Source organism: Limnothrix sp. FACHB-406 (genome assembly GCF_014698235.1).
Taxonomy (GTDB): Bacteria; Cyanobacteriota; Cyanobacteriia; order CACIAM-69d; family CACIAM-69d; genus CACIAM-69d.
The window spans coordinates 37,101-61,523 of the sequence record NZ_JACJSP010000022.1 but is presented as its reverse complement, the minus strand read 5'-3'; the positions used below and the strand labels follow the sequence as shown (position 1 = coordinate 61,523).

General features: G+C 50.3%; 13 protein-coding genes and 1 tRNA gene. 9 read left to right on the top strand and 5 right to left on the bottom strand.

Going from position 1 to position 24,423, the window contains the following annotated elements; genetic code table 11:
* Positions 1–8 precede the first annotated feature (8 nt).
* Entirely contained in the window at positions 9–1,838 is a 1,830-nt protein-coding gene (locus tag H6G53_RS16645) for a DUF726 domain-containing protein (protein ID WP_190534860.1), read from the bottom strand.
* Between the two features lie 208 nt (positions 1,839–2,046).
* On the opposite strand from H6G53_RS16645, the gene H6G53_RS16640 reads away from it, so the two are divergent.
* Positions 2,047–2,511: a Uma2 family endonuclease gene (locus H6G53_RS16640; RefSeq protein ID WP_190534857.1), complete on the top strand. Its 465-nt coding sequence runs from the start codon at positions 2,047–2,049 to the stop codon at positions 2,509–2,511.
* Here the strand turns inward: H6G53_RS16640 and H6G53_RS16635 are convergent.
* Positions 2,501–7,924, bottom strand: coding sequence for an ATP-binding sensor histidine kinase (locus H6G53_RS16635; protein WP_190534854.1), 5,424 nt, complete (start codon positions 7,922–7,924; stop codon positions 2,501–2,503). The two genes, H6G53_RS16640 and H6G53_RS16635, sit on opposite strands and share 11 nt — an antisense overlap.
* 301 nt (positions 7,925–8,225) lie before the next feature.
* Between H6G53_RS16635 and H6G53_RS16630 the strand changes: the two genes are divergently transcribed.
* The 5 genes from H6G53_RS16630 to lnt all read left to right on the top strand — a co-directional run bounded on the left by H6G53_RS16630 (position 8,226) and on the right by lnt (position 14,810).
* Positions 8,226–10,151 (top strand): GTPase family protein, encoded by a 1,926-nt coding sequence (locus H6G53_RS16630; RefSeq protein WP_190534852.1) that lies wholly within the window; start codon positions 8,226–8,228, stop codon positions 10,149–10,151.
* Positions 10,152–10,759: 608 nt separating this feature from the next.
* On the top strand, positions 10,760–12,073 hold the full coding sequence (locus tag H6G53_RS16625; protein ID WP_190534849.1) for an ATP-binding protein: 1,314 nt from the start codon (positions 10,760–10,762) through the stop codon (positions 12,071–12,073).
* Between the two features lie 2 nt (positions 12,074–12,075).
* Positions 12,076–12,888 carry a PP2C family serine/threonine-protein phosphatase gene (locus tag H6G53_RS16620; protein ID WP_190534846.1) on the top strand — a complete coding sequence of 271 codons (813 nt, stop codon included), beginning with the start codon at positions 12,076–12,078 and terminating at the stop codon, positions 12,886–12,888.
* An 86-nt stretch (positions 12,889–12,974) separates the two neighbouring features.
* Complete coding sequence (locus H6G53_RS16615; protein ID WP_190354117.1) at positions 12,975–13,160, top strand: hypothetical protein; 186 nt, start codon at positions 12,975–12,977, stop codon at positions 13,158–13,160.
* Between the two features lie 3 nt (positions 13,161–13,163).
* On the top strand, positions 13,164–14,810 hold the full coding sequence (gene lnt / locus H6G53_RS16610; protein ID WP_347343081.1) for an apolipoprotein N-acyltransferase: 1,647 nt from the start codon (positions 13,164–13,166) through the stop codon (positions 14,808–14,810).
* Positions 14,811–14,820: 10 nt separating this feature from the next.
* On the opposite strand, the gene H6G53_RS16605 is transcribed toward lnt, so the two are convergent.
* Positions 14,821–18,684, bottom strand: coding sequence for an N-6 DNA methylase (locus H6G53_RS16605; RefSeq protein WP_190534886.1), 3,864 nt, complete (start codon positions 18,682–18,684; stop codon positions 14,821–14,823).
* Positions 18,685–18,918: 234 nt separating this feature from the next.
* Complete coding sequence (accC, locus tag H6G53_RS16600; protein ID WP_099531788.1) at positions 18,919–20,277, bottom strand: acetyl-CoA carboxylase biotin carboxylase subunit; 1,359 nt, start codon at positions 20,275–20,277, stop codon at positions 18,919–18,921.
* A 500-nt stretch (positions 20,278–20,777) separates the two neighbouring features.
* Between accC and H6G53_RS16595 the strand changes: the two genes are divergently transcribed.
* Both H6G53_RS16595 and H6G53_RS16590 read left to right on the top strand, forming a co-directional pair.
* Positions 20,778–20,858 (top strand) — tRNA-Leu (locus H6G53_RS16595).
* A gap of 398 nt (positions 20,859–21,256) precedes the next feature.
* Positions 21,257–21,844 carry a chorismate lyase gene (locus H6G53_RS16590; protein ID WP_099531852.1) on the top strand — a complete coding sequence of 196 codons (588 nt, stop codon included), beginning with the start codon at positions 21,257–21,259 and terminating at the stop codon, positions 21,842–21,844.
* 26 nt (positions 21,845–21,870) lie between these two features.
* Here the strand turns inward: H6G53_RS16590 and H6G53_RS16585 are convergent, their stop codons facing one another.
* Positions 21,871–22,950 (bottom strand): folate-binding protein YgfZ, encoded by a 1,080-nt coding sequence (locus tag H6G53_RS16585; protein ID WP_190534844.1) that lies wholly within the window; start codon positions 22,948–22,950, stop codon positions 21,871–21,873.
* A gap of 145 nt (positions 22,951–23,095) precedes the next feature.
* Between H6G53_RS16585 and H6G53_RS16580 the strand changes: the two genes are divergently transcribed.
* Positions 23,096–24,418, top strand: a complete 1,323-nt coding sequence (locus H6G53_RS16580) for a HEAT repeat domain-containing protein (protein ID WP_190534841.1) — start codon at positions 23,096–23,098, stop codon at positions 24,416–24,418.
* Positions 24,419–24,423 lie beyond the last annotated feature (5 nt).

The window sequence follows — 24,423 nt, the reverse complement described above, 5'->3', positions numbered from 1 at the left end:
TAATGATTTTAAATTATAAAGTCAGAATATTTTTGCTTAATTTTTTTCAGAGCAGCCTCCATTCCGTCAGAATGAACCCAGCCTACAAAACCACCATAAAGACAAGTTGAGTCACGGCCGACAAACACGTGATCAACACCAAAAAAGTTTTTCCATGTTCGAATATGCAGATTATTTTTAAATTGCACTACCGAGGTTGCACTAGAAAAATCTGAAAAGCTGGCATTTGTCATACCTGGAACTTTCTTGAGAATCTTAATCAAATCTTTTAAGATTGGCTGATCGGAATTCTCTACGGCTTCATTCTCTTGCGGCACAGACGATTCAAAAACTTCCTGATAGCCAATTGACAACTTCACTTCAGTCAGAATTCGTTGCAAATTTGACACGTAGTCTAAATGACCATTGATAAAATCACTAACATCTAAATTAACAACACCATCATGCTCTAAAGGTTCAACACCAATTGGTTGTGCAAATCCTTCCGCTAGACGATAGATATATCGTAAGACGAGATCACTTCTGCAATAAACATTGACTACAGTACCGGCAACAACTTGATCAATTACTTGCAGTCGTTGATCATTTTGAGCAACTGCTCCGGCTAGAAGATAAACATTATAAATTTTTCCATGGGAGCCTCGTTCAGCTAGTCGATTTAAAGCAGAAAGAATGACTTGTGTCCCTAGCGAATAGCCAATTAGTGTTACTGGTAGTCCACCAAATTGATTTTCCGCCAAGTAATCACCTAGTATTTTTCCTGCTTGGTCAGCTCGATTTCTGGCAACGGCCCAAGGATTATCGATGATGTCCATAGCAGATAATATGGCAGTTGGCCAAACCAATGCTTGAAAAGCCATTTTAGTTGCTGATTGGGCCGCTGATGCTGCTGCAAATCCTGCAAAACTTTTTTGTCCAACGGACATCACAGAATCATAGACATGATGCTGCGCCTTCGACTCCCACATCAACGAGTAATTAACAGACTGTGGAAATACATTGCGCAGTGAAGTCCAAGCGTCTAAAGATCCTTGCCCTTGTTGTAGAAAGCCGCTAATTCCCAAACAAACATGCAATCCAGAGCCATCAACATATTGAATATCCCATTCCTCTATATCTCCCAAAACATGGCTAGCTTTCCATGCTGCTACTCCTGCACCACACGCTCCTAGGGCTGTTGTTAAAACAGCTATACCGCCTGCCATTCCAGCTCCACCAGCCGCAAGACTGCCACCTCCCAATAGGGCTAAACCTGCTGATGTTGCGGCTGCACCGCTTAACCCCAAAAGTTGCGTCCCAATTAACCCCCCTAGAACAGGAGCTGCTACTCCAGCTGTCATGACTAAAGCTGCACCACCAACCACAGCAGCCCCTGCGATTTGACCAATTTTCCACCAATCCCATTCTTGCGATTTTTGTACTGCTGAAGTGGAAGATTCTGGATTCTCTGAATTTAAGTCAGTCAATTTTGCTTTTAAATTCTCAGTCAGTTCATGCTCAATAGCGTCTACAGTATTCAATGGCCAGCCAAGTATTTTGGCAGTCATAACTAATGCTTCACGCTCACGTGCGTCATACACCTCGTCTGCAAAAGACATTTGAATCAATAGCTTTAGCAGTAGAAGCTGACTTTCTCTAGTTTTCAGATGCTTCAGCACTGGATACGGATCGTCTAATTCCTTTAATCCGTCAAATTTAGGCAAGTCTGTCAAACCCATCTGATCAGCAATATTTTTCAGAAACTCTTGTTCTTGAGCTGTGAGTTCTCCATCTCGATAAGATTGCCATATCAAAAACTGAACAATGGCTTGCTTTTTTGGAAGACTGAGGTCTTTCATAATTAGATGATAATTTAGGAGTGATTCGGTTGTCTCACTAAAACTCTAATATACTTCAAAGATTTCGAGGGTTTATTTCTGTATATTTTTTCTTGAATTCATTCACATCGCTTTAAATTTATTCAAGCAAGAACAATTTAAAAGCTTACATAGTAACATTTTCAACACTTTGGCTATCTAACTCATATATTAAGGTCACCAAACAACAATGGTTGAAGCATCAACTACTACAGCTCGTCACATAGCCTGTGTGAATCGGTTGATGCATTTGTTGACAGCGCGACTCCAGGAGCAGGTAATCGTCAGCGTGCACAACTCTTTGCAGATGACCGACTCATTTCCCCAGCCGGATATTGCAGTGCTGCGATGGCGATCGAACTTCTATGAAGATGGCTATCCAACTCCCGCTGATGTTCAGTTGCTCATTGAAGTTGCTGACAGCACCGCTCGATACGATCGCCAGGTCAAAGGCGTACTCTATGCCCGCGAGTCGATCGGGGACTATTGGTTAGTGGACTTGGAGCAGCGCCACTTAGAAGTTTATCGATCGCCCTGTGCTGATGGCTATGGCGATCGGCTGATCTTGCAACCTGGTGAGACGATCGCCCCGATCGCCTTTCCCGATCGAATTATTGCCGTTGAGCAATGTTTTGCAGCCTTGTCTAGCCCTTGATTGGCAGTTGAATCAAAAACTCAGTTCCCTGTCCTAATGCTGACTGGACTGTCAAACTGCCGCCATGTTTTTTCTCGACAATTTGGCGGGCGATCGTTAGCCCTAATCCCGTCCCCTTGCCCACGCCCTTTGTGGTAAACAAATGGTCAAAGATTTTGGCTTGCACCTCTTCGCTAATGCCCTTGCCATTATCCCGAATTGAAATCTGCACTTGATCATCAACAACAGTTGTACTGATTGTGATGATTTGGGGATGCGCTTCTAATTCCTTGAACGATCGACCCTGCACCATTTCATCAAACACATCGATTGCATTGGCCAGGATATTCATAAATACCTGGTTGATTTGTCCTGGAAAACACTCAACTTCTGGTATGTCTCCGTAGTCAGTTTTGACTTCGATGGCAGGCCGAAACGGATTTGCCTTGAGCCGGTATTTCAAAATCAGCACTGTGCTGTCAATACCCTCATGCAAATTAGCGCTGACCTTATATTCTGTGTCGGCACGAGAGAAAATGCGAAGGCTGGTGCTGATCGATTTGATTCGATCGGTTGCTCCCTGCATTGAGTTCAGCAACTGGGGTAAATCTTCGCAAATATACTCTAAGTCAATGTCTTCAGCATGATCTTGAATGGGAATAACTGGATTGGGATAATGTTGCTGATAAAGCGCCAAATGTGCCAATAGGTCTTTAACGTGATCCTTGCCATTATTAATGCTGCCATTGAGAAAGCCGATCGGGTTGTTAACTTCGTGAGCTACCCCTGCCACGAGGTTTCCGAGAGAAGCCATTTTCTCGCTCTGCACCATTTGCAATTGGGACTGCTCCAACTGTTGCGCATAGGTTTGAGACTGTTGGTAAAGTCGAGCATTTTCCAAAGAAATGGCGGCCTGGCTGCAAAGGAATTTCAAAATAGTGATTCGATCGCTGGTAAACACGCCACTGGTTGATCGATTTTCCAGGTATAAAATAGACCGCACATTTCCTTGGTTAAGAATTGGCAAACACAAGACACTCTTGGGTTGATAGCAGTTTAGATAATCACCAATGACGGGTAAATCGGTATCAAGATCATTGACAACAACCGTCACTGCCCTGTTTTTGACATATTGAATCAACTTGATCGGAATGTCGGGGTTATCGTCTAAGGGAGTCGATTGCAATGTCACCTGCTCTGGGTTTGCCATCACTCTCACCTGCCATCGATCGCCCTCCCAAAGGATTAAGGCACATCGATCGGCTCCCGAGTTTTTCAACATCGTCTGAGCTAGGGTTTGCAGCAATTCATCTAGGGCGATCGTACTGACCAGATTTTGAGAGACCTGTAGCAGGGCAGTAAAATCAAGCATTTGGTTAATGCTGCCGCTAGAACTTCCATGCGGAGTGGCGCGTGGTGAATCAGCAGGATTTGTGATCGTCGCTAGGGTTTCTAAAAGGGCGAAGGGTTGATTGGCCGCTTGCAGAATCGGTTGTAGTAATTGGGCGTAGCGTTGCTCTAAATCAACCACTTTGGCTTTCGCTCCCCAGCGAGCATAGCCATAGTAGGCTTCCTGCATATAGCTGGCGGCAATTTTCTCCTTACCCCAATCGAGATAAAATTGCGCGGCCAGTTCATATGCTAAAGCTTCTTCTTGAATGAAACCATTAGCTTTAGCACCCGCGATCGCCCGCTCATAGCCATTAATTGCCTCCAAGAAATTGCCCAAAAATTGATGTTTTTCTGCTGTCAAAAGATCCAGCTTGTGCTGGTAATTCATCGGGGCATTCTCTGCCCAAGGTGATAGGCTGCTTTGGTGCTGTTCCACCAAGGCGAGTAGCTCTAATCGCTCATTTTCGGGCTTGCCGATCGCGACTGCCAAACAGGTTAACCCTCCATAAAAATGGATGGCGGGAATATGCAACATTCCGACAATGTTATCTAGATACTGCTTGACTTCACTGAGATATTCAAGGGCAAGCCCATAATCACCAAACAAATAGGCCAAGATCAATTTGTAGGTGTAAGCAATCCCAAGATCAGTTAGTTGCTGATTTTGAAGATGTTTTGGAAAGATTTTCGTCTCGTCATAACGATCGCCAATCAAGAGAGCGGGCTGGCGGTGTGTGACCAACAATCGTTCAAGAAACTCACTCGTCATCTGCAAGTATGCTAGAGCGTTATCTTGCTTTGACGAAGCAATAGCAGAACAGAATTGATCAACCTCGGCTTGCAGTCCAGATAATTCCTTGCCGCTATAGAAATAAGCATAAAAATAGTGGGCTAAACAATAGCCTAAATATAAAAAGTCACCGGCTTCTATACCGGTTAAATATCCCTGCTTAAGCAGAGCTGCTATGGAAGTCATGGCTTCTTTCTGGTGCTGAACACAGGCAGCAAAGAAAAGAATGCTCAGGCACTTGTATGCTTTTGTATTGAGCTGATCGATTAGGGTTAAGGACATTTTTCCCAAGCGATAGCCCCGATCGACCTGACCGAAGCCCGTGGCTAAAACCAAGCCGTAAGTCGTATAACCAACACTTGAGACAGGCGTGTTGCCAAACTGGAGCGACAAGCTCACAATCTTTGCGCAAACAAAGGGTAGAAAAGTGGGCTTTGCAATAAATACCATGGGCATAATCATGCCCAGCAATTCCATGGCGGCAATGGTCTTTGGGTCAGTCATCACTGGCAAATTGACCAAATCCTCAATGACCGTTCCCTCTAGCTCAGTTTCCACAGTTTGCAAGGTTTGGGCGGTGAGGCTTGGTGTGATGTCGTCGGGAAACTGAACTCCCAATTCAGTGATAGCTTGGGCAGCAATGGCGATCGCCTCTGCCAATTGATTCTGAGCCGTCAACACCCTGACTTGCACCATATAAACAGGCACTTTATCCAAGACGGTTTGAGCTTGCTCTAAAACCTGTTGAACTTGGGCGATCGCCCCCTCAAAATCAGCCTTTAAACAGGCCACATCTGCCGCCATTTGATGGAGTTTTAAGCTCAATTCATACTGGGTCTGCCAAGGCTCTTCTGAAAGTAGCTCCAGCCCGATCGTCACGAGGCCTTGAGCCGCACCGTAAGCCGTTGCCTTTTTCGCCTTGTCAATGGCAGCAAGATTCAGTCGAATCAATGCCTCTCGTTCATTTTGCTGACTTAATAGCCCATGCCCCAAATTCAAATGTCCGACAATATCAAATAGCTTCTCCTCTCGCTCTGCTGCCGACAGGCGACTTTGGAGCAACTGACCCATCTTCAGGTGAGTCACCTGTTTCTGATCTTCAGGAATCAGGGAATAAGCAGCCTGTTGCACTCGGTCATGGGAAAAACGGTATTGAATTTGCCCAGAAATTTCTTCGCTCCAGGCTTGATCGACCTGGGATGAATCACGATCCGCATAGAACTTATAAATCTTGCCCTCTGGCAAAATCAGCCCCTCTTGCAGTGCTGGCCATAGGGCTGAAGCCGCTTGAATTTCGCTTTGTTCTGAAACAATTGCTAAGGTCTTGAGGTCAAATTTAGCCCCAACACAAGCGGCAAACTTCAGTTGTTCTTGGGTGACCATGGGCAACTTTTGGAGCTGCAAGGCCATGAACTCCACCACATCATCCGTTAAGGCTGCGTCCTGTACTGGTACTAAGTCGCATTGCCAGTGACCCGCCTCCCGATCGAAGGTAATGAGACTGTCTTGGTGTAGTGCTTTGAGGAATTGGGTCGCAAAGAATGGGTTGCCCTGGGTTTTTTGCATCACCAGATGGGTCAAGGGCTGCACTTTGCTGTTTGAGGTTCGGAAAGTATCAGCAATTAACTGGTTGAGACTCTCTGCACTTAAGGGGCCGAGGGTGAGGGTCGTCAAGGAAACATGGGCCTCTTCTAAGGCTTTTACTGTGATTAAAAAGGGATGGCCGGGCAACACTTCATTATCTCGATAGGCTCCCAAAACCAAGAGACATTGAGCATGGGAGCGAGCCTCTGTTAACAGATTTTGCATCAACCCCAAAGAAGTTGAATCAGCCCATTGCAGATCATCGATAAAAATGACGAGGGGGTGATCTGATTTTGCAAAAACTTGAATGAAATTTTGAAATAAGTGGTTAAAACGATTTTGGGCGGCTTCACCAGAAAGCTCTGGAGCGGGTGGCTGCGGCCCAATAACTTGTTCCAGCTCAGGAATGAGATCGATCAGAATTTGACCATTGCTGCCCACGGCTTCCAGAATATGGGTCTTCCATTGGGCTAATTGCGCATCAGATTCTGACAAAAGCTGTCCCATCAGGTCGCGCAGTGCTTGTACAAACGCAAAGAGGGGAATACTGCGATTGAATTGATCAAATTTTCCCTTAATGAAATAGCCTTTTTTCTGAGTAATGGGCTTGTGAACTTCGTTGACAACAGCGGTTTTGCCAATTCCAGAGAATCCCGCCACTAGCATCAATTCTGAACGGCCTTGAGCAATCCGATCAAAGGCTTTCAGGAGCGCTTGAACTTCCGTTTCGCGGCCATAGAGTTTTTCAGGAATCAGGAAGCGATCGCTTAAATCCCGTTGACCCAATTCAAAATCAGCAACAGTGCCTGTGTCCTGCCACTGGTTCAAGCATTGTTGTAAATCATGTTTTAGTCCCAGGGCACTTTGATAGCGATCCTCAGCATTTTTGGCAATCAATTTAGCAACGATCGCCCCTACGATGGCTGGAATGGCTGGATTGATTTGCTCAACGGGTGTGGGTACTTTGGCAATATGACAATGCACCAGCTCCATTGGATCCTCTGACTCAAAGGGCAACTGGCCACTGAATAGTTGATATAAGGTCACACCCAAGGCATAAAAATCCGCGCGATAGTCAATCCCCCGGTTCATGCGTCCGGTTTGCTCCGGCGCAAGATAAGTCAGGGTTCCTTCAAGAACATTCGGATTTTGAATTTCCTGTGTCTCTTTGGGCAATAGGGACGCGATGCTAAAGTCAATGAGTTTGACTTGCTTGGATTCTGGATGAATTAGAATATTGGCCGGCTTAATATCTTTATGAATGACCCGTTGCTGATGCAGGTTATGCAGAATGGTGGTCAGTTGCAGGGCAATGTTGAGCACATCACCTAGGCTGAGTTGTTGTTGCTGACAATATTGCTGAAGAGAAATGCTGCCACAGTCTTCCATGATCAGGGCATAGCTATTGCCGATCGGCTCCAAATCTAAAGGCTGCACAATGCCTGGAACATCAAGATTTTGAGTGATGGCGTATTGATTTCGAAATTGAATTAATTCACTAAAGGTGGGATAGCTTGAATGCAGCGCTTTTAGAATTACTAGTCGCTGACTATGGTGCTGGATGGCGCGATAAACGGATGTGCGTGACCCACGGTGAATTTGTTCAAAAATTCTATAGCCAGGAACTTCAGGAAAAGAATTGATTGAAGAAGCATTCAGTGGAGACATCTAAATTAATCCGTGATGAAGCGTTGATAGAGTTGAAATTGATCGTGTTTTCATCAACTCAGACATCTAGCTTAGCAATTTCTTTTGGTCAGGTGTCAATCTTAATGTTTGTGCTGAGGGTGATGACGATCGCCTGATTTTGTAACCTAGTGAACCGATCGCCTTTTTTGATCGCCTTTTTTTGATCGCATGGTTGCTGTTAAGCATGGTTTTGCTGCCCATTCTCACGCATTAAAAAAGCTTGGGCGATCGCCCCTGATGGTTTCTAGAATGGGAACCGTAGCCTTGGGAGTTGGCGGCAATGGTGCGATTGGCGCGGTGGCAGTGGGTGGTGTTGGCGCTGCCGTTGGTGACGATAGTGGGGGTGGTGCTGTGGGCGGCCGGCTCCCAGTTGCACGCTTGGGGCTTGAGTTGGATTTGGGGACTGTTTACCCTGATGCTGGTGGGCTGGCGCTGGTTGCTGGTGCGCTGGACAAAATCCATGGTGGGGCAAGTGGAAGCGGCGATCGCCTCGGCGGGGCTGGCGGACTGGGAACAGCGGGGCGATCATGTTGCTGTGCCGGTGAATGAAGGTGCGTTGGCGCGGGCGGAAGTGGCCTTAACGGACCTGTTGCAAGCTGCCCAAAACGACCCGGCCCCTTGGGAAAATTGGGATCAGTTTTGGCAGCGTTGTTTGAGCTTAACGACGGCGGTTGCTCGGGCCTATTACCCGGAGGCGAGCTATCCCTTACTCAGTATTTATGTGCCCCAAGCCTATCGATTGATGCGGGGGACGGTGGATGATTTGGATCGCTGGATGCAGCAACTGGAGCCAGTTTTGGGCCAGGTGACCGTGGGCCAAGCCTACGAGACCTATACGCTGTATCAAAAGCTGGAGCCTTCCATGCGCAAGGCGTTTCGGGCTTGGCAGTGGGCCCAGTGGTTTTTGAATCCGGTGGCGGCGGCGGCTCGAACGATCACCCAAGGCTCCAGCACTAGGGCTGATCGCGCCCTGTTGGCGAATTTGGGGCAAGTGTTGCGGGAAACGGCTTTGCGGAATTTGGCGCGCCAGGCGATCGCCCTGTACGGTGGGGCCGGGTTGCCGCCGGAAAATTTTGCCCCGATCGCCTCACCCATTCCCCAGGCCCAAACCGAAACCCTGCAAGCCTTGATTGCTCAAGCGGAACCGGAAGAGGCGATCGCCACCGCCGTGGTGAATGTGTTGTTGTTGGGGCGAACGGGGGCCGGCAAAAGCAGCCTGGTGAATGGGCTGTTTGCGGCGGAGTTGGCGGAAACGGATGTGTTGCCCAACACCGATCGGGTGGTGAGCTATGAGTGGGTGGCCGCCACGGGCGATCGGTTGCGGCTGTGGGACTCACCGGGCTATGAACAGGCGGGTAACCCAACGGCCGGAGAGCGGGCCCGGGCGGCCGCTCGGGCCGCAGACGTGATCCTGTTGGTGACTCCAGCGCTGGATCCGGCGCTACAGATGGATTTGGACTGCTTGCGAGATTTGCAGGCCGCTGGGGTGACGGCTCCGGTGATTGGGGTCATTTCCCAGGTGGATCGCTTGCGGCCCCTGCGGGAGTGGCAACCGCCCTACGACTGGTTGGAGGGAGATCGACCCAAGGAGCAATCGATGCGGGAAGCGGTGCAATATCGCGCCGAGCTACTGGGGGCCCATTGCGATCAATTCTTGCCTGTGGTGTTGGGAGAGCGGGGGCCTTGGGGGCTGGAAACCCTTTCCCTGGCATTACTAGAGGCGATCGGCCCAGCCCAGGAACTTCGCTTGGCCCGCTTCCTACGCGATCGGGAAGCCCGCGCCACGGCCGCCGCTCGCATCATCGATCAATATGTGTTCCAAATGTCCACCGCCCAAGGGCTGGCCCTGTTTCTCAAAAGCCCCGTTCTGCAACTCATTTCGCGGGTGATGACCGGCTCTCCAACCTTGGCCTATCTGTTGGCCGAGCGCATCCCGATCGAGCAATTGCCCCTGGTGGTTGGTAAGTTGCAACTGGCCTACGACCTGTTTAGCCTACTGCAACCAACAGCCAGCTTGGACGGCGAAGCGCGATCGCGCAACTTAGATTGGCTGTCCCTGTGGCCGCTGGTGACCGACAACGGTCAGCCACCGGAGCGGGAAGCTTGGGCCTTGGGCCATGCCTTGGTGGAACATTGGAGCCAAGAAACCCCGGCTAATACCCTGCGTGATCGGGTGCAGTTCTATCGCCAAGCGCGATTGGTCTAGGCAAAATCAGTTTAGAACCGCTGGAACGGGCGATCGCAGCCGGTGAATCTCCATGGCGAAGGAACGCGCCTTGACCCGAACGGAGTTGAAATTTCGCGCTAATCGCATCTCTGCTGATTTTTGGCGAAAAATTGAGCAAAATCACTCCAGAACTTTAACGCACCACTGATCGGCAGCTAAGGTGGGGGATTAATTTGTGATGATGCATTATCGAAACTTTAACTACAAATATCACAAATTTACGGCGGCCATTCGGATCATCCGTTAAGATTGGAGGATACTTGGTGCTATTTGCACATTTTGCAACTCAAATTTAAAGTTCTAATACGCTGGTACTCTTTATAAATATTCAATCCAATACAGATATTCATAACTATGGTCTGTCCTGGGCTGATTGTTTGATGTTTAGTGTTTGGATAGCTTGCTAAGCGTTATCCCTAAGTAGATGTCTGAAAAGCCATAGCTACTCCTTTCAGGTGTCATCGCAAATAAGGGGCTTAAGCTCCTTGCCTTCGTGATGATTCGTGCTTGGTAAATAATCCAAGACGCTTTTCAGACATCGACTCAGCAAGATTGCTAATTTTCCTTCCATTCAACAACTGACTGTTATGTCAAACCAGTTTCTTGGCATCACTGAAAAACTCAGTTTCCTGATTCAGCAAACCCCCTTAGCGCTGATTGAATGGAACCAAGATTTCTGTGTCATCAGTTGGAACCCGGCTGCCGAAAAAATCTTTGGCTATTCTGCGGAAGAAATTTATCTACAACCGGTTAGCCGTATCGTGTCGCCAACCGTGCAAACCGAAATTAAGCCGCTGATGGTGGCCCTGCTAGAGGAGCGAAAAACGGTTGTTTGTCAAAATGAGAATATCTGCAAAGACGGCAGTGTCATTATTTGTGAATGGATTAACACGCCGGTTTTTGATGACCAAGATCAGATGCTATCCATTTACTCGATCGCCCAGAATGTGACCGATCGAGTGATGGCCGAACGACGTTTGCAAGAATCCGAGGCTCAGCTCTTAGAAAAGTCCACGACCCTCGAGCAGGTGGTGGAACAGCTTCAGCAAGCGCAAATTCAACTGGTACAAAGTGAAAAAATGTCGGCCCTGGGGAATTTGGTCGCCGGGGTGGCCCATGAAATTAATAATCCTTTGGGGTTTTTAAAGGGCAATATTCGCCCTGCATTGGAGCACCTGGAGGATCTGTTTGCCCTGTTGGATGCCTATGCGGAACATCATCCCGATCCCCATCAGCAGGTGCAACAACTCATTGAAGAAGTGGATTTAGAATTCATTCGCCAGGACTTGCCCAAGCTTTTGGAGTCGATGAATCAGGGAATTGATCGCATTAAAACGATTAGTGATAGCTTAAGAACCTTCTCGCGCTTAGATAGTGAATATCCAGTTAGTTTTGATTTGCAAGATGGATTGGACAGCACAATTTTACCGTTAAAACATCGCCTGAAGTCCCATGATCATCGGCCTGCCATTCAGGTCATTAAAAACTATGGTGATGTGCCTGAAGTGGAATGCTTTGCCGGTCAACTGAATCAGGTGTTTATGAATTTGCTGGCTAACGCGATCGATGAACTGGATGAAGCTTGCCGCGATCGCCCTGTCCAGGCGCTCAGCGAAAATCCCCCCCAAATCATCATCACCACTGCCCTCTCGGCGGATCAAAAATCGGTTCACCTATCCATCCAGGACAACGGGCGCGGCATTGCTGAGGAGCTACAAAGCCAAATTTTTGAGCATTTATTTACAACTAAATTGGTTGGCAAAGGAACCGGCTTGGGCTTAACCCTGTCTCGACAAGTGATTGAAGAAAAGCATGGCGGTCGATTGTGGTTGGAGTCCCAGTTAGGGGCGGGCACAACCTTTATGATTGAGTTGCCGCTGGTTTGTGTAGACAGGAGTTAGGATTGAGCGTCACGGGTCAGGAAGTTGCATCGCTGCAACTTGGGATGCAACTGGAATCGATGCGGATGGCATCGATCGCCCTGTCGGTGGCGGGGAGTCGGCATCGGCGGGCGGCGGAACCTTGCCAAGATGCCAGTGGTTGGGTCTTGGGCGATCGGGCAGGATTTGCGGTGGTGGCCGACGGAGCCGGATCGGCCAGTGCCTCCGATCTGGGGGCCCAGGTGGCGGTGGAAACGGTTTTAACGTTGTTGCCTCGTTGGCAGCGGCGGCGATCGCCCCGATCGTTGGCGGATTGGTTGCCGTTGTTGCGGGCGGTGGTGCGGGCGGCTCGGTGGGCGGTCGATCGGGCCGCACGCGATCGGGATTTGGCCTTGCGAGAGTTGGCTTGCACCTTGGTGGTGACGGTGGCCTTACCAACGGGATTGGTGATCGGCCAAATTGGCGATGGGGCGGTGGTGATTCAAGATGCCCAGGGCAATTGGCAAACGCTCACGCAGCCGGAACAGGGAGAATTTGCCAACGAAACCCGATTTTTGCAGGAGCCAGGGGCCGCCCGATCGCCTCAGTTGGTCACTTGGCTTGGTGATTGGCAATCTCTCGCGCTATTTTCCGATGGTTTGCAGCGATTGGCCTTACAGGAACCCGATCAATCGCCTTTTCAGCCCTTTTTTCAGCCGCTGTTTCGGTTTTTAGCCCAAAGCCCAGACCTGACCGTCGTGATCGATCGGCTGCGGGCGTTTTTGGAGTCCGATCGAATTGCCCAGCGCACCGATGATGATGTCACACTAATTTTGGTTCAGCGTTTGGCTGATTGAACCGAAGCATCATTCTAAAAGCAATCCCAAAAGCAATCCCAAGAACACTCTCACCAACACTCTCAACAACACTCTTAAAACTAGCTATGCAACCGGATTTGCCCCCCAACTCCAATCCTCCAACGGCTCCCCGATCGCCCGATCGGCTCCTGCAAGCGACCCAGTGGATCGTGCTAGGGGCCATTGCCCTGGCTTGGGTTGGCCCGGCCTTCAGCCCCAGCGCCGAACCCACCCCCGAAACCCCCAAACCGGCGATCGAGCAGGGGCGTTAGGGCGTGTTTGGTCGCAAAACCGGGGGGCAAGGCACGGATTTTCTGAGTCGTTGGGCCAGCGGCGTTGCGCCCACCGCTGGCGAGCCAGGGCCAAGACGATCGCTGTGGAGTCGTTGGCAGCGATCGGCTCTGGCCTTGGGGGCTGGGGTGGTGATGGGGCTGGGGCCGGAGCCGGTGGGCTGGTGGCCGCTCCCCTGGGTGGCGATCGCCCCGCTGTGGTGGTTGCTGGCAAACCCAACGCTCAATTGGCGCGATCGACTCGGGTTGGGCTGGCTTTGGGGTTTGGGCTACAACCTCGTGGCGGTGTTTTGGCTCACGGGCCTACATCCCATGATGTGGCTGGGAGTGTCCTGGGCCACCAGCCTCACCATTGCCCTGGTGTGCTGGTTGGTGGCGGCCGGTTGGGCCGGGTCACAGGTCGCCTGCTGGGCGGTGGGGTTTGGGCTGCTACACCGCAAATTGGCGGGGCGATCGGCCGGCGGACGCTGGGCGCTGGGCCTAGCCCTGTGGTTGGTGACGGAATGGCTCTGGAACCAATCTCCCTTGGCTTGGACGGGATTGGGCCTGACCCAAGCGCCTCATAACTTAGCGATTTTGCACTTGGGCCAATTGTCGGGCCCCGCCCTGGTAACGGCGGTGATTGTGGGGGTGAATGGAGCCTGGGCAGAAGCTTGGTTGACCCATCGGCGGCGTTGGTGGGCCGGGGCGATCGCGCTGTTGCTGTTGGGCCATGGCTTGGGGGCCGCTTTGGCTGCCCAACCCTTAGCCGATCGCCCCGCTGCGGCCCTGACGATCGGGGTAATCCAAGGCAATATTCCCAACGATCTGAAATTTGGCTCCGAAGGTTGGCGCAGGGCCCTCACGGGCTATCAACGGGGCTATGAAACTCTTGCAGAGGCGGGCGTTGACGGCGTGTTGATTCCCGAAACGGCCTTGCCAATGGTCTGGACAGCGGAGGCCACTCGCGATCGACGCAATGAATTCCTGTCGGCAGTGCTCGATCGGGCTGTGCCCGTGTGGTTGGGCCTGTTTGCGCCCGATCGCCAGCAACCCGATCGCCTCACCAACAGCCTCATCTCCCTCGATCGCACCGGAAAAGCCGTGGGTCGCTATGACAAAGTGCGCCTTGTGCCCCTGGGGGAATATATTCCCTTTGAGTCTGTGATCGGCGGCTTGATCGATCGGCTATCGCCGCTGGACACCAAGTTGGCCCTCGGCCAGCCCAATCAGCGCCTCAACACTCCCTTTGGCCAGGCGATCGCCTTGATTTGCTATGACTCAGCCCATGCGGAGTTGGCGCGATCGCAGGCGGCCGGCGGCGGGCAATTCATCCTCTCAGCAGCCAACAACGCCCATTACCGGCCCACGATGTTTGCCCAACACCACGCCCAAGACGTGATGCGGGCGATTGAAACCGATCGATGGGTGGCCCGCGCCGCCAACACCGGCTATTCCGCCTTCATCGATCCGCACGGAGTCACCCACTGGCGATCGCGCCCCAATGTCTACGAACTCCACGCCACCGAAATCTATCGCCGCACCCGCCAAACCCCCTATGTCCGCTGGGGTGACTGGCTCACGCCGCTATCGGTGGTGGTATCCCTAGTAGTTATCTGGCTCTCGCAACGTCAAGACGAATTCTATTCATAATCCTTCAGTTTTAAAGAGTAACTTTGAGGGCTTGTTCAATTACTTCTTGGTATTCACTGACCCCATATAACCTGTAAGCAATTTGATCAATACTCAATTGAATCTCGGCTTGTCGCAACACAATATTCTCTAAGTCCGATCGCCCTGCTTCTTGTTGCACTCGTTGTTCAATGACTTCAAGGACGCGCAAGTTACTAATGCGATCATGATCGTATTGATAAACCTTAAGTGCTTCAAAAGCAGCATTTACTAAGTTATTAATATCGCGGGTAAGCTTTTGTTTACGGCGAAAGTCTTGATCAAATTCAATCAAATAAATTAATCGAGCTAATAAATAGCGGCGCAGGAAGTTATTACGGATTCTCACGGTGACAAGTTCGACCCATTCGCGATCGCCTTCTTTCCAATCTTCATCTTCGGTAATTTCTCCCAACAGCCGATAACCGTCAACGGTCGGCTCAATTTTTAGCGAGAGTAAATGTCCTTCTCGGTTAGGATTGGGACTTTCATATTCCACATCTGCACCATAGTCGCCTGTGATGCTGTGGTAATGAGTTGCAGCGACTTCGGTATATGGCATTGCTGACAATTTAGCTTGGTAAGTAGTGATGATCGAGTAGCGATCACGCCAAATTTGATGGGCTTCTTTGCTAAGTTGTGCTAGTTCTTGAAAGTTGGAATTATTTTCTGGTTCCTCAAATACAGGAATCGGTATATTACCCACTTGGTTTTCAAAGTATTCAAACATCCCTTTTCCTGTTAGCTTACCAATCCCACCCAAAGCTCTATAACGAAACTCTAAGGGTTTAGAATTGAGCAAAGCACAAATGTAATGAAGGGTATCAATACTTGCATTTTTAGCTTTTACAAAGCCCGCAACATCACTTTTGAATCCTAATGATCCATCTTCATCAACAGCGAATTTATTCGCATTGGCACGGCGTGGGAAAAATATTTTTGGCTCAAACAATCCGACTCTTGGTCGATGTAAATGAAACCATTCATAGCCGCCAGATTTGAAAACTTTTCTTGCCTCTAATGAATTACGATGAGATTTCAGGTGGTTTTGTAAGATTTTAGGAATATCTTCCCATTGAGTATCTCGACCATAATAGATGATCTGGGTCTCTGAAGGTTTATGTCCAAAGCTGTGGATAGATGAAATTGAAACTCTAGAACGCAAAAACTCTTTAGGAAATTTACGACTAAAATCACCCTCAAAAACTTCATCAAGTCCCGTATCTATTCCTTTTATAAATTTCCCATAATTAGATAGCTCTAGTTTTTGACCTTTGTGATCAATTTCATCGAAGATGTGACTATAGGGAGAAATTTCCCATCTATCGGCTTTTAGATTTTCCTGGTTGACTTCAACTTTAGCAAAACCATTTTGAGCAGATAATTCTAATTTTTTAGGAATTGCAGATTTAGCTTTGTCAAAATCAAGGACATAGTCAGTTATAAAACTACTTTCAATATCGGGGGTTTCTTTTCGATATTGAATAATACAAGTAGCGATTCCAGCTTTAAAAACTTTGTGACCCAAGAAATCGAGAATATGAGTAATTGTCGTATTTCGACTGAGAAAGTTGCGTAGATTTTCTGATTTATCACCCTGAATAAAAGCACGGGAAACAATAAAGCTCAACGTTCCTGCTTGCTTGAGCAATTCATAACCCCAGCGCAAAAAATAAAACAAAATATCAGTTTTATCAGTGTAAATATCTGCATAAATCGTTTTAAACCATAATAATTCCGATGCACCTTTACCAAAGGTAGCATCGACACTGAAATATGGAGGATTGCCAATAATTGACGTGAAACCTCTTTGATCTACTGGTAACCGTGGATCAAAAACATGAGGAAATTCTACCTGCCAGTTAAAAGGACGCTTAATAATTGCTTCCTCTAAAGCCGTAGGAATCAACATTAACTGTGCTTTCAATCGCTCAAGTTCGGTAACTGTCCAATCTTGCAGGACTCTCGGAGATTCTGACGTGAGATAACGACGAATAGCAATAACCTCTTTATCACTAGCTTCGCGATTTTTAATCAACTTAGTTGCTTCTTGTAAACTCTCATCACTAGCAAAGAAAGCAGCAAGTGTGGGATTAATTTGTTGATTAATTTCGGCAATGTAATGCTCTAAGTTTGTCACCGCTTGAGTGCGATCGTGTTCTGATAAAGTCACATTTCTAGCCGCAATTGCTAAATCGGCAGCCCTTACTAACTGCTCAGATACAGGCTCTAAATTTGCAGGCGAATGAATCAGACTATTACCAACTCTAATATTTAAAGCCAGTGCGGGCAACTTAGAATTAAGTGTTTTTCGCTTACCGTAAACATTAGGACGAGCGCGAAGTAACCTTGTCCATAGCGATAACTTTGCTAAAAGTACTGCTTGCGGGTCGAGATCCACACCATGCAGCATTTTTACGACAATACTTTCTTCGATATTACTAATCGGAATTGCTGCTGAATGACTAAATAAATCGCCATTACCAGAAGTTAAATTGGGATTTTCACAAGCCTTGTTGTAGCGCCTTAGTTCATCTAATAAATAATCAAAAGCTCCTAATAGAAACGATCCCGAACCACAGGCAGGATCGCAAACAGTGATTTCTAAAACTGAACTAGCAATCGCATGGGCTTCCGTAAAATGATGGGCTTGTAGTAAAGCGATCGCCTGATCAATTTTTGTTTCTACCAAAGGCTGCAAAGTTTGATAGACAATCCGCCGCACAATATATTCGGGTGTATAGAAAACTCCCTCCCGCTTGCGAGTTTGTTGATTTTCGAGGATCTTGACTTGATGCCCATCTTCAATTAATTGGTGAGCCAAAAACTGCTCATAGGCAGTTCCTAGAATATCCTGAGTTAAAGTTGTGAAATCATAATTATAAATCGAACGATATTCCGTTAAAGTTTCCGTGATTGCATACAGCAACCCGTTTTCAGGTACTGCATTAACAATAATTAGTGGCTCTAAATAATTGCTCTCAATGTCTAACTCATCCACCCAAGAGGGATGAAAAAGCTCCGTATTATAGCCCACCCAAGTATTCCGAAATCCCTTACGCAGCTCTTCGATAAAGGGCAAATCAGGAAAAGTTTCTTGCCAATTGTAATAAATTCTCCCTAAATAGTTATAGGGCATTTCGGAACTATAGGCTTCCAATAATCGAATCAACAAAAAACGATTGAGAATTACCTGTGAAGCTTCTCTAACTCGATCTAGACTTAGCCCAGGCTGTGAAGCTTTAATTCCATTCGCCAAAATTGCTCGCCAAATTTTTAAATCGGCTAGAAACCTTGCGCCCAAGCCTTCTCTGGTATTTTCTGTATAGTAAGCTGTTAGGCGATCACCGCGTAAATTCTCCCTAGCTAAACAACTATAAAGCCGTTCTCCCAACTCAGGATCATTTTGCAAATTCTCAATCTTAAACTGCCAGAATGGTGTCTTGTCTTGCAACCGCAACACATACCATTCTCGAAAATTTGATAGAACAATCCATAACACAGGCTGATCATTAGCAATATCCAAGCTGTAATCGCGCAAATAATCCAAAACCTGCTGCTTATTGCTTTCCCAAATATCCTTATCCCACAGACTTTTCGCCTCAAACATCAGCACAGGTCTAGTACCAGCTTCAGGCTTGAGCAAATAATCAACCCAAGTGGTAGTGCGAATTAGACTTTTGATCTTTCCTTCTGGAGTACGACACTCGGGCGTATAGCCCAAAGCATTGAGCAAAGGCTCTAATAAACGGCTTTTGGTAGCATCTTCTGGTTTACCCTCTCGCGGCGATCGCTGCATTTGCTCAGCTTCACCCGCTAGGCGCATAACTTCAGCTTGAAAATTTTTGAGACTCATAGCCAAGTGTCTGTTAGTTAACCTTTACACAATTTTAGAGCCAGAACTTCTTGAACAGCATAGGGATGCTACTTCGATCGGGTCACAATTTGCCACATGATGAATAGTGTGAATCCCACATAGCCAATCACCGTGGCCCAATCCATCCAATGGTCGCCCATGGTTGACTCCGAAACAGGTTAGGAAGGTGGTCAGCAATTCAGGGGTTAGGATTAGCGCTTGATTAGCGCTTGACTAGCGCTTTTTATTTTTGCTCATCCACTCTTCAACAAAATTGGTATAAACTTCGCCGCCAATAAACTCCGGCGATTCCATGATTTTTTGGTGAAAACCAATCGTGGTGTTCACCCCGGTGATGGCACATTCGCGCAGGGCACGCTTCATCCGGGCGATCGCGCTGGAGCGGTCGGGGCCCCAAACAATCAATTTGCCAATCAAAGAATCGTAGTAGACCGGAATTTCATAATCGGGATAAACGTGGGAATCGATCCGCACCCCCGGGCCACCCGGCGGCAAATAGGCCCCAATTCGACCGGGGCAAGGGCGGAAATTTTGATCAGGATCTTCCGCATTAATTCGACATTCGATCGCATGGCCGCGCAACTGAACCTGATCTTGGGTGAGGCGCAGTTTTTCCCCTTGGGCAATCCGCAACTGTTCAGCGATCAAGTCCAGGCCGCAAACCATTTCCGTGACTGGATGTTCAACCTGAATGCGGGTGTTCATTTCCATAAAATAGAAATTGCTCGATCGATCCACCAGAAACTCCACCGTTCCTGCGCCCACATAGTCGATCGACTTGGCCGCTGCCACGGCCGCGCTGCCCATTTTTTCCCGCAACTCCGGATTCAACACAGGGCTGGGCGCTTCTTCCAGGAGCTTTTGGTGGCGGCGCTGAATGGAACAATCCCGCTCACCCAGGTGGATCACGTTGCCATGGCTATCGGCCAAAATTTGGAACTCAATGTGCCGCGGCCGTTCAATGAATTTCTCAATGTAGAGGCCCGGGTTGCCAAAGGCCGCTTCCGCTTCCCCTTGGGCCGCTTGGAACAGCTTGGGCAACTCTTCCGCACTGCGCACCAAACGCATTCCGCGACCGCCACCACCCGCCGTGGCCTTAATCATCACGGGATAGCCAATCTCATTGGCCAGCTCCAGGGCCGATTCTTCGTTTTGCACCAGTCCTTCGCTGCCGGGAACCGTGGGCACGCCGGCCCGTTGCATGGTTTCCTTGGCGGTGGACTTGTCGCCCATGGCCCGAATCGCGGCCGGCGAGGGGCCAATGAAGGCAATTTGGTGATCGTTACAAATCTCGACAAATTTTGCGTTTTCTGCCAAAAAACCGTAACCCGGGTGAATGGCCGTGGCGTTGTGGGTGAGAGCGGCAGCGATGATGTTGGGAATGTTCAGATAGCTTTTGCTGCTGGCTGCGTCGCCGATGCAAACGGCTTCGTCGGCAAGCTGCACGTGCAGGGCTTGTCGATCGGCAGTGGAGTGAACAGCCACAGTGGAAATTCCCAGTTCTTCGCAGGCTCGGATTACCCGAACGGCGATTTCTCCACGGTTGGCAATCAGGACTTTTGAAAAGCGCATTGTCGTACGATCGCAGGTGGGGCGCGGTAGCCAATCCTATCATCGTGGGTGGCCTGCGGGCGATCGGGCGGCGGAGTCTGGGGAAATCGGGCCGAGGGTGGCGCTTGTGCTGGATCCTTTGGGATCTCGTTTGGGATCTCGTCCAATCTCGGCTCAAGATTTGGCTCAATCAATATTTGGATTTGGCTCAAGATTTGGTGTTTGGCTCAAGATTTGGCTCGATGCTCGATACCGATTGAATTTGACACTGATTGAATTTGATTCAGTATCTAGCCCAATTCTTCGATCTTGGCTCCAGCACCATCCCAATCTGCATCCCGATGTGTATCCTGATCTGCATGAATCTGTTGATGAACCTCAGCCAAGGCTCAACAAAACGATCGAAGAATGCTATACTGCTACGGCTGGTTTGACGGGTAACAATAATTTGCCCCCAACATCCTCAGTTGGGTTCAGCAATACCCCCAAAAACTCACGCCAGCATCATCAGTGAATCACCTGCGGATGTGGCGGAATTGGTATACGCGCACGTTTGAGGGGCGTGTGGCTTTGCCTTGCGGGTTCGAGTCCCGCCATCCGCATCGAATTCCAGATTGGACTTCATCCAGAGCACTTTGAAACCTGGCTTGAGCGTCCTCAGCTCATAACCTGCGACCGGATCATTGATTTTCAGTGATCCGGTTTTTCATAATCTCCGGCTCAGAGTTGTGGCTCAAGATTGCGACTCAAGGATTGCGACTCAGGCTCTCGATAGGATGAACGGGACTCTTAAATCGATCGAGACCCGCCGCGTCCTTAAATTCCAGAAATTCCAGGGGAGATGCTGAAAGCCGCATCACGAGGGTGGTGCTTCAGTCCCTTTTCTTTAGGTGAGTGTTAGGATCGAGAAAAGTTAAGAAATGCAAAGACCTTGACTGCTAGCGTTACTGATCGACAAGCGGATTTATCTGCACCTCAGCCCCCCGTCGATCGCCCCTCGATCGAGCTGGGATCCCATGGGGATTGGCATCGGCTGAAACCCACCTGGCAAGGGGATGAAACCGTTGTGCAGCAGGGCTTACCTCACCATTTTTTGGCTCCCCCTTGGCAAATGTTGTTGTTGGGAGATGGGTCACCCACTCGCCACCTGCAATTGCTGACGGGAGAACCAACCGAGGTGGATGTGATTGATATGTCGGTGGTGGGGCCGGCGGGGGATGGGGCCCCGGAGGCGATCGAAATGGTTCCGGGGCCGCGATTACGTCGCCAGGTTTGGTTACGGACGGCTTCCGGCCAGCGGTTGGCCTATGCCACGTCTTGGTGGGAAGCCAGCCATGTGGATGAGTATTTGCAAAATCGATCGCTGCCCATCTGGGCCAGTCTGGCTCGGTTGCGTACGGAACTTTACCGCGATGTGCGGGGAATTTGCTATGGGCGATCGGCGGCCCTAGAGGCCGCATTTGGAGAGTCGGGGCCGCTCTGGGGGCGACATTACCTGTTTTGGCATCGAAATCAGCCCCTCACGCTGATTTTTGAGGTCTTTTCCCCACATCTCCAGCGCTACTTGGGGCCGATCGCCCGCCAGTAGTGGCAATGATTGCAATGTAACGATCGCTAATGATCGATGGTGTTGGCCAGTTCGCGTGTGATGAAGGGCAGGTCGATCGCGTCGGTGGGGCAATGGTCAATCATGACGCTTAAGCCCGCGCCGCCCACTTTGGTGCGCAAATAGCCCAGCCCGATCGCCCCGTTTTCGGTGGCCACACAACTGGTGAGGGTTCCCACTTTCTGATCCGCTTGCAAAATCGGACAGGGGGTGGCGATCACCCGAGGCAGTCGAAATCCCCAAAGGTTCAGCTTCACGCCGTTGTAGGTGTTCAGGCGGGCGATCGTTTCTTGGCCGATGTAGCAGCCTTTGTTAAAGGAAACGGCTGTCCATAGCCCTGCTTCTAGAGGGTTGTAATCTTCCGTCAACTCATGGCCCACTGCCGGTCGCCCTTCGGTGATCCGCAACTGTTCCCAGGCCTGTTCGCCCAGGGGAATGGCTCCCGCTTGGGCGATCGCCTGCCACAGGTCACCGGCTCGATCGTTGCTCACCCAAAGGGTATAGCCATCGGTGGCCAGACCGCTGCTCCGTTGCACCCGCACAGACACATCCTGAGCCAGGATCATGGTCTGGTGGGCAAAGGGTTCCAGGGCTGAAATGTCGTCAAGGGTCGCCCCCAACTGTTGCAAACAAAGGGCACTTTGGGGCCCCACAAGGCTGAAAATCGCGAATTGACCGCTAATATCCGCGAGGGCGACCCGATCGGCGGGGAAGATGTAGCGATCGAGCCAGCGAAACAGGGTTGGCCCCATCCCCGGCGACACCAATAAATCCAGCGCTTCCGCCGTCACGGCCACCATGGCCAAGTCCAGGGTGCGAGCGGTGGAGGTCACCAACACGGTTTGGCAACCCTGGCCCGGTTGCAGAGTTTTGATGTTGGCGGTGCTTTGGTTATGTAAAAACAAGGCTCGATCGTCCCCTGTTAATTGCAACAGGGCCCAGTGCGATCGATCCACCAGGGCCACCCCCGTCGTGACCGCCGCGATCGCCCCCGGATCGTTGCCGAAATGGGCGGGCACTTGCCCCTCGGCCACGGCGGGATCCCATACTGCTCCCATCTGCTGTTGTGCGTCTTGCAGGGTTACCATCGTTCAGAACTGCTCTTGCTACGGTTTCAAAATTATGGCTGCCAGAGAGTTCAGTGGAGAGATAGGTCAATAGGGGCGGTTAAGCTGAGAAGCGATTAGGTTCCAAGAGCTTAATCCAGACATTTCAATCCAGAAACGGTTGGCTATGCCATTGAATCACCATCAAGAGCAGGAGTTGGGACAACTGCCCGGTCAACCGCTAGATCAGGTGCTGGAGCCAGTGAGCAATCCAGTGTTAAATCAGGCGCTGGCGACTTTGGCGGATGGGGATTTCTATGAGCGCTGGCAGGCGATCGGGCAGCTCAAAACCATTGGCAAGTCTGCGATTCCGGCTCTGGTGGCGTTGCTGACCGATGAAGCGCTGGATTTAGAGCAATGCTGGTTTGTGGCCAGGGCCTTGGGAGAGTTTGACGACCCGGCGGCGGTGCAATCGCTGGTGAATCTGCTCTCGATCGCGCCTGATCCCTCCGTGCAGGCAGCGGCGATCGAGGCCTTGGGTAAATTGGCAGAGCGATCGCCCCAACTGCGAACGGTGGCGCTGGATTGTCTGAACCCTTACCTCACGGATCCAAATTGGGGGCCCTTGGTGATCAAGGCGATCGGGCAAATTGACCACCCCGACGCAATTAATGGCCTCCTGATTGGGGCCGCTTCTCCTCAGCCTCCCCTGCGGCGGGCCGCCTTGGAAGCCCTGGGCAGCTTGCCCCATCCCGCCTTGTTGCCTCACCTGCTGCAAGGAACTCAAGACTCGGAGGCCACAGTGCGGTTGGTGGCGGTGACGGCCTTGGGGGCCAAGCGTTGGGGCCACAGCCCAGTGGCCCAAGAAACCATCGCCCAAACCCTCACCCAACTGTTGAGCGATCCGGCGGCCTCGGTGGCGGAGGCGGCCGCCTTGGCCCTCAGCCACTGGGGCCATGAATCAGCGCGGGCCGCTTTGGTGGCGGCCTGGGAGCGGCGACAGTTACCACCAGCGTTGGTGGTGCGACTGTTGGCCCAAATGGGATTGCCCTCGGCCTTGGCGGCCTTGGGAGAGCGGTTGCCCCAAGGTGAAACAGAGCTGTTGTTGGGGGGGATTGTGGCGATCGCCCAGCATCACAGTTCCGATCAAACCTATCAACGCCGGGTGGCTCATCTGCTGCTCGATTGGCTCGATCGGCCCCTGGCTCCCTTCACCGACGGGGCAGTTCAGGGGGCCTTAATTGAAGCCCTAGGTAATTTGCGAGTGGCAGCCGCGTTCGATCGACTGCTGCCCCGGTTGTGCGATCGGCCCGACCAGTCCCCGACCCTGGCCTTGCAAGTGTTGGCGGCACTGCGGCAAATCGACCCCCAACAGGGAGCCGATCGACTCGCGGCCTGGATTGATCAGGCGGCGGCCCAGCAGGCAACCGTCACCGCCCGCCAAGGCCTTCAGGAATGGCAGGCGATCGCCCAAGCGGCCCAGGACGGAGCAACCATGCCGTTTGCTTAAAGCGT

What these genes read in the sequence shown, in the direction of transcription:
- H6G53_RS16645 (WP_190534860.1), bottom strand. Translation starts at nt 1,838, where the DNA reads ATGAAAGACCTCAGTCTTCCAAAAAAGCAAGCCATTGTTCAGTTTTTG.
- H6G53_RS16640 (WP_190534857.1), top strand. Translation starts at nt 2,047, where the DNA reads ATGGTTGAAGCATCAACTACTACAGCTCGTCACATAGCCTGTGTGAAT.
- H6G53_RS16635 (WP_190534854.1), bottom strand. Translation starts at nt 7,924, where the DNA reads ATGTCTCCACTGAATGCTTCTTCAATCAATTCTTTTCCTGAAGTTCCT.
- H6G53_RS16630 (WP_190534852.1), top strand. Translation starts at nt 8,226, where the DNA reads ATGGTGCGATTGGCGCGGTGGCAGTGGGTGGTGTTGGCGCTGCCGTTG.
- H6G53_RS16625 (WP_190534849.1), top strand. Translation starts at nt 10,760, where the DNA reads ATGTCAAACCAGTTTCTTGGCATCACTGAAAAACTCAGTTTCCTGATT.
- H6G53_RS16615 (WP_190354117.1), top strand. Translation starts at nt 12,975, where the DNA reads ATGCAACCGGATTTGCCCCCCAACTCCAATCCTCCAACGGCTCCCCGA.
- H6G53_RS16605 (WP_190534886.1), bottom strand. Translation starts at nt 18,684, where the DNA reads ATGAGTCTCAAAAATTTTCAAGCTGAAGTTATGCGCCTAGCGGGTGAA.
- accC (WP_099531788.1), bottom strand. Translation starts at nt 20,277, where the DNA reads ATGCGCTTTTCAAAAGTCCTGATTGCCAACCGTGGAGAAATCGCCGTT.
- H6G53_RS16585 (WP_190534844.1), bottom strand. Translation starts at nt 22,950, where the DNA reads ATGGTAACCCTGCAAGACGCACAACAGCAGATGGGAGCAGTATGGGAT.
- H6G53_RS16580 (WP_190534841.1), top strand. Translation starts at nt 23,096, where the DNA reads ATGCCATTGAATCACCATCAAGAGCAGGAGTTGGGACAACTGCCCGGT.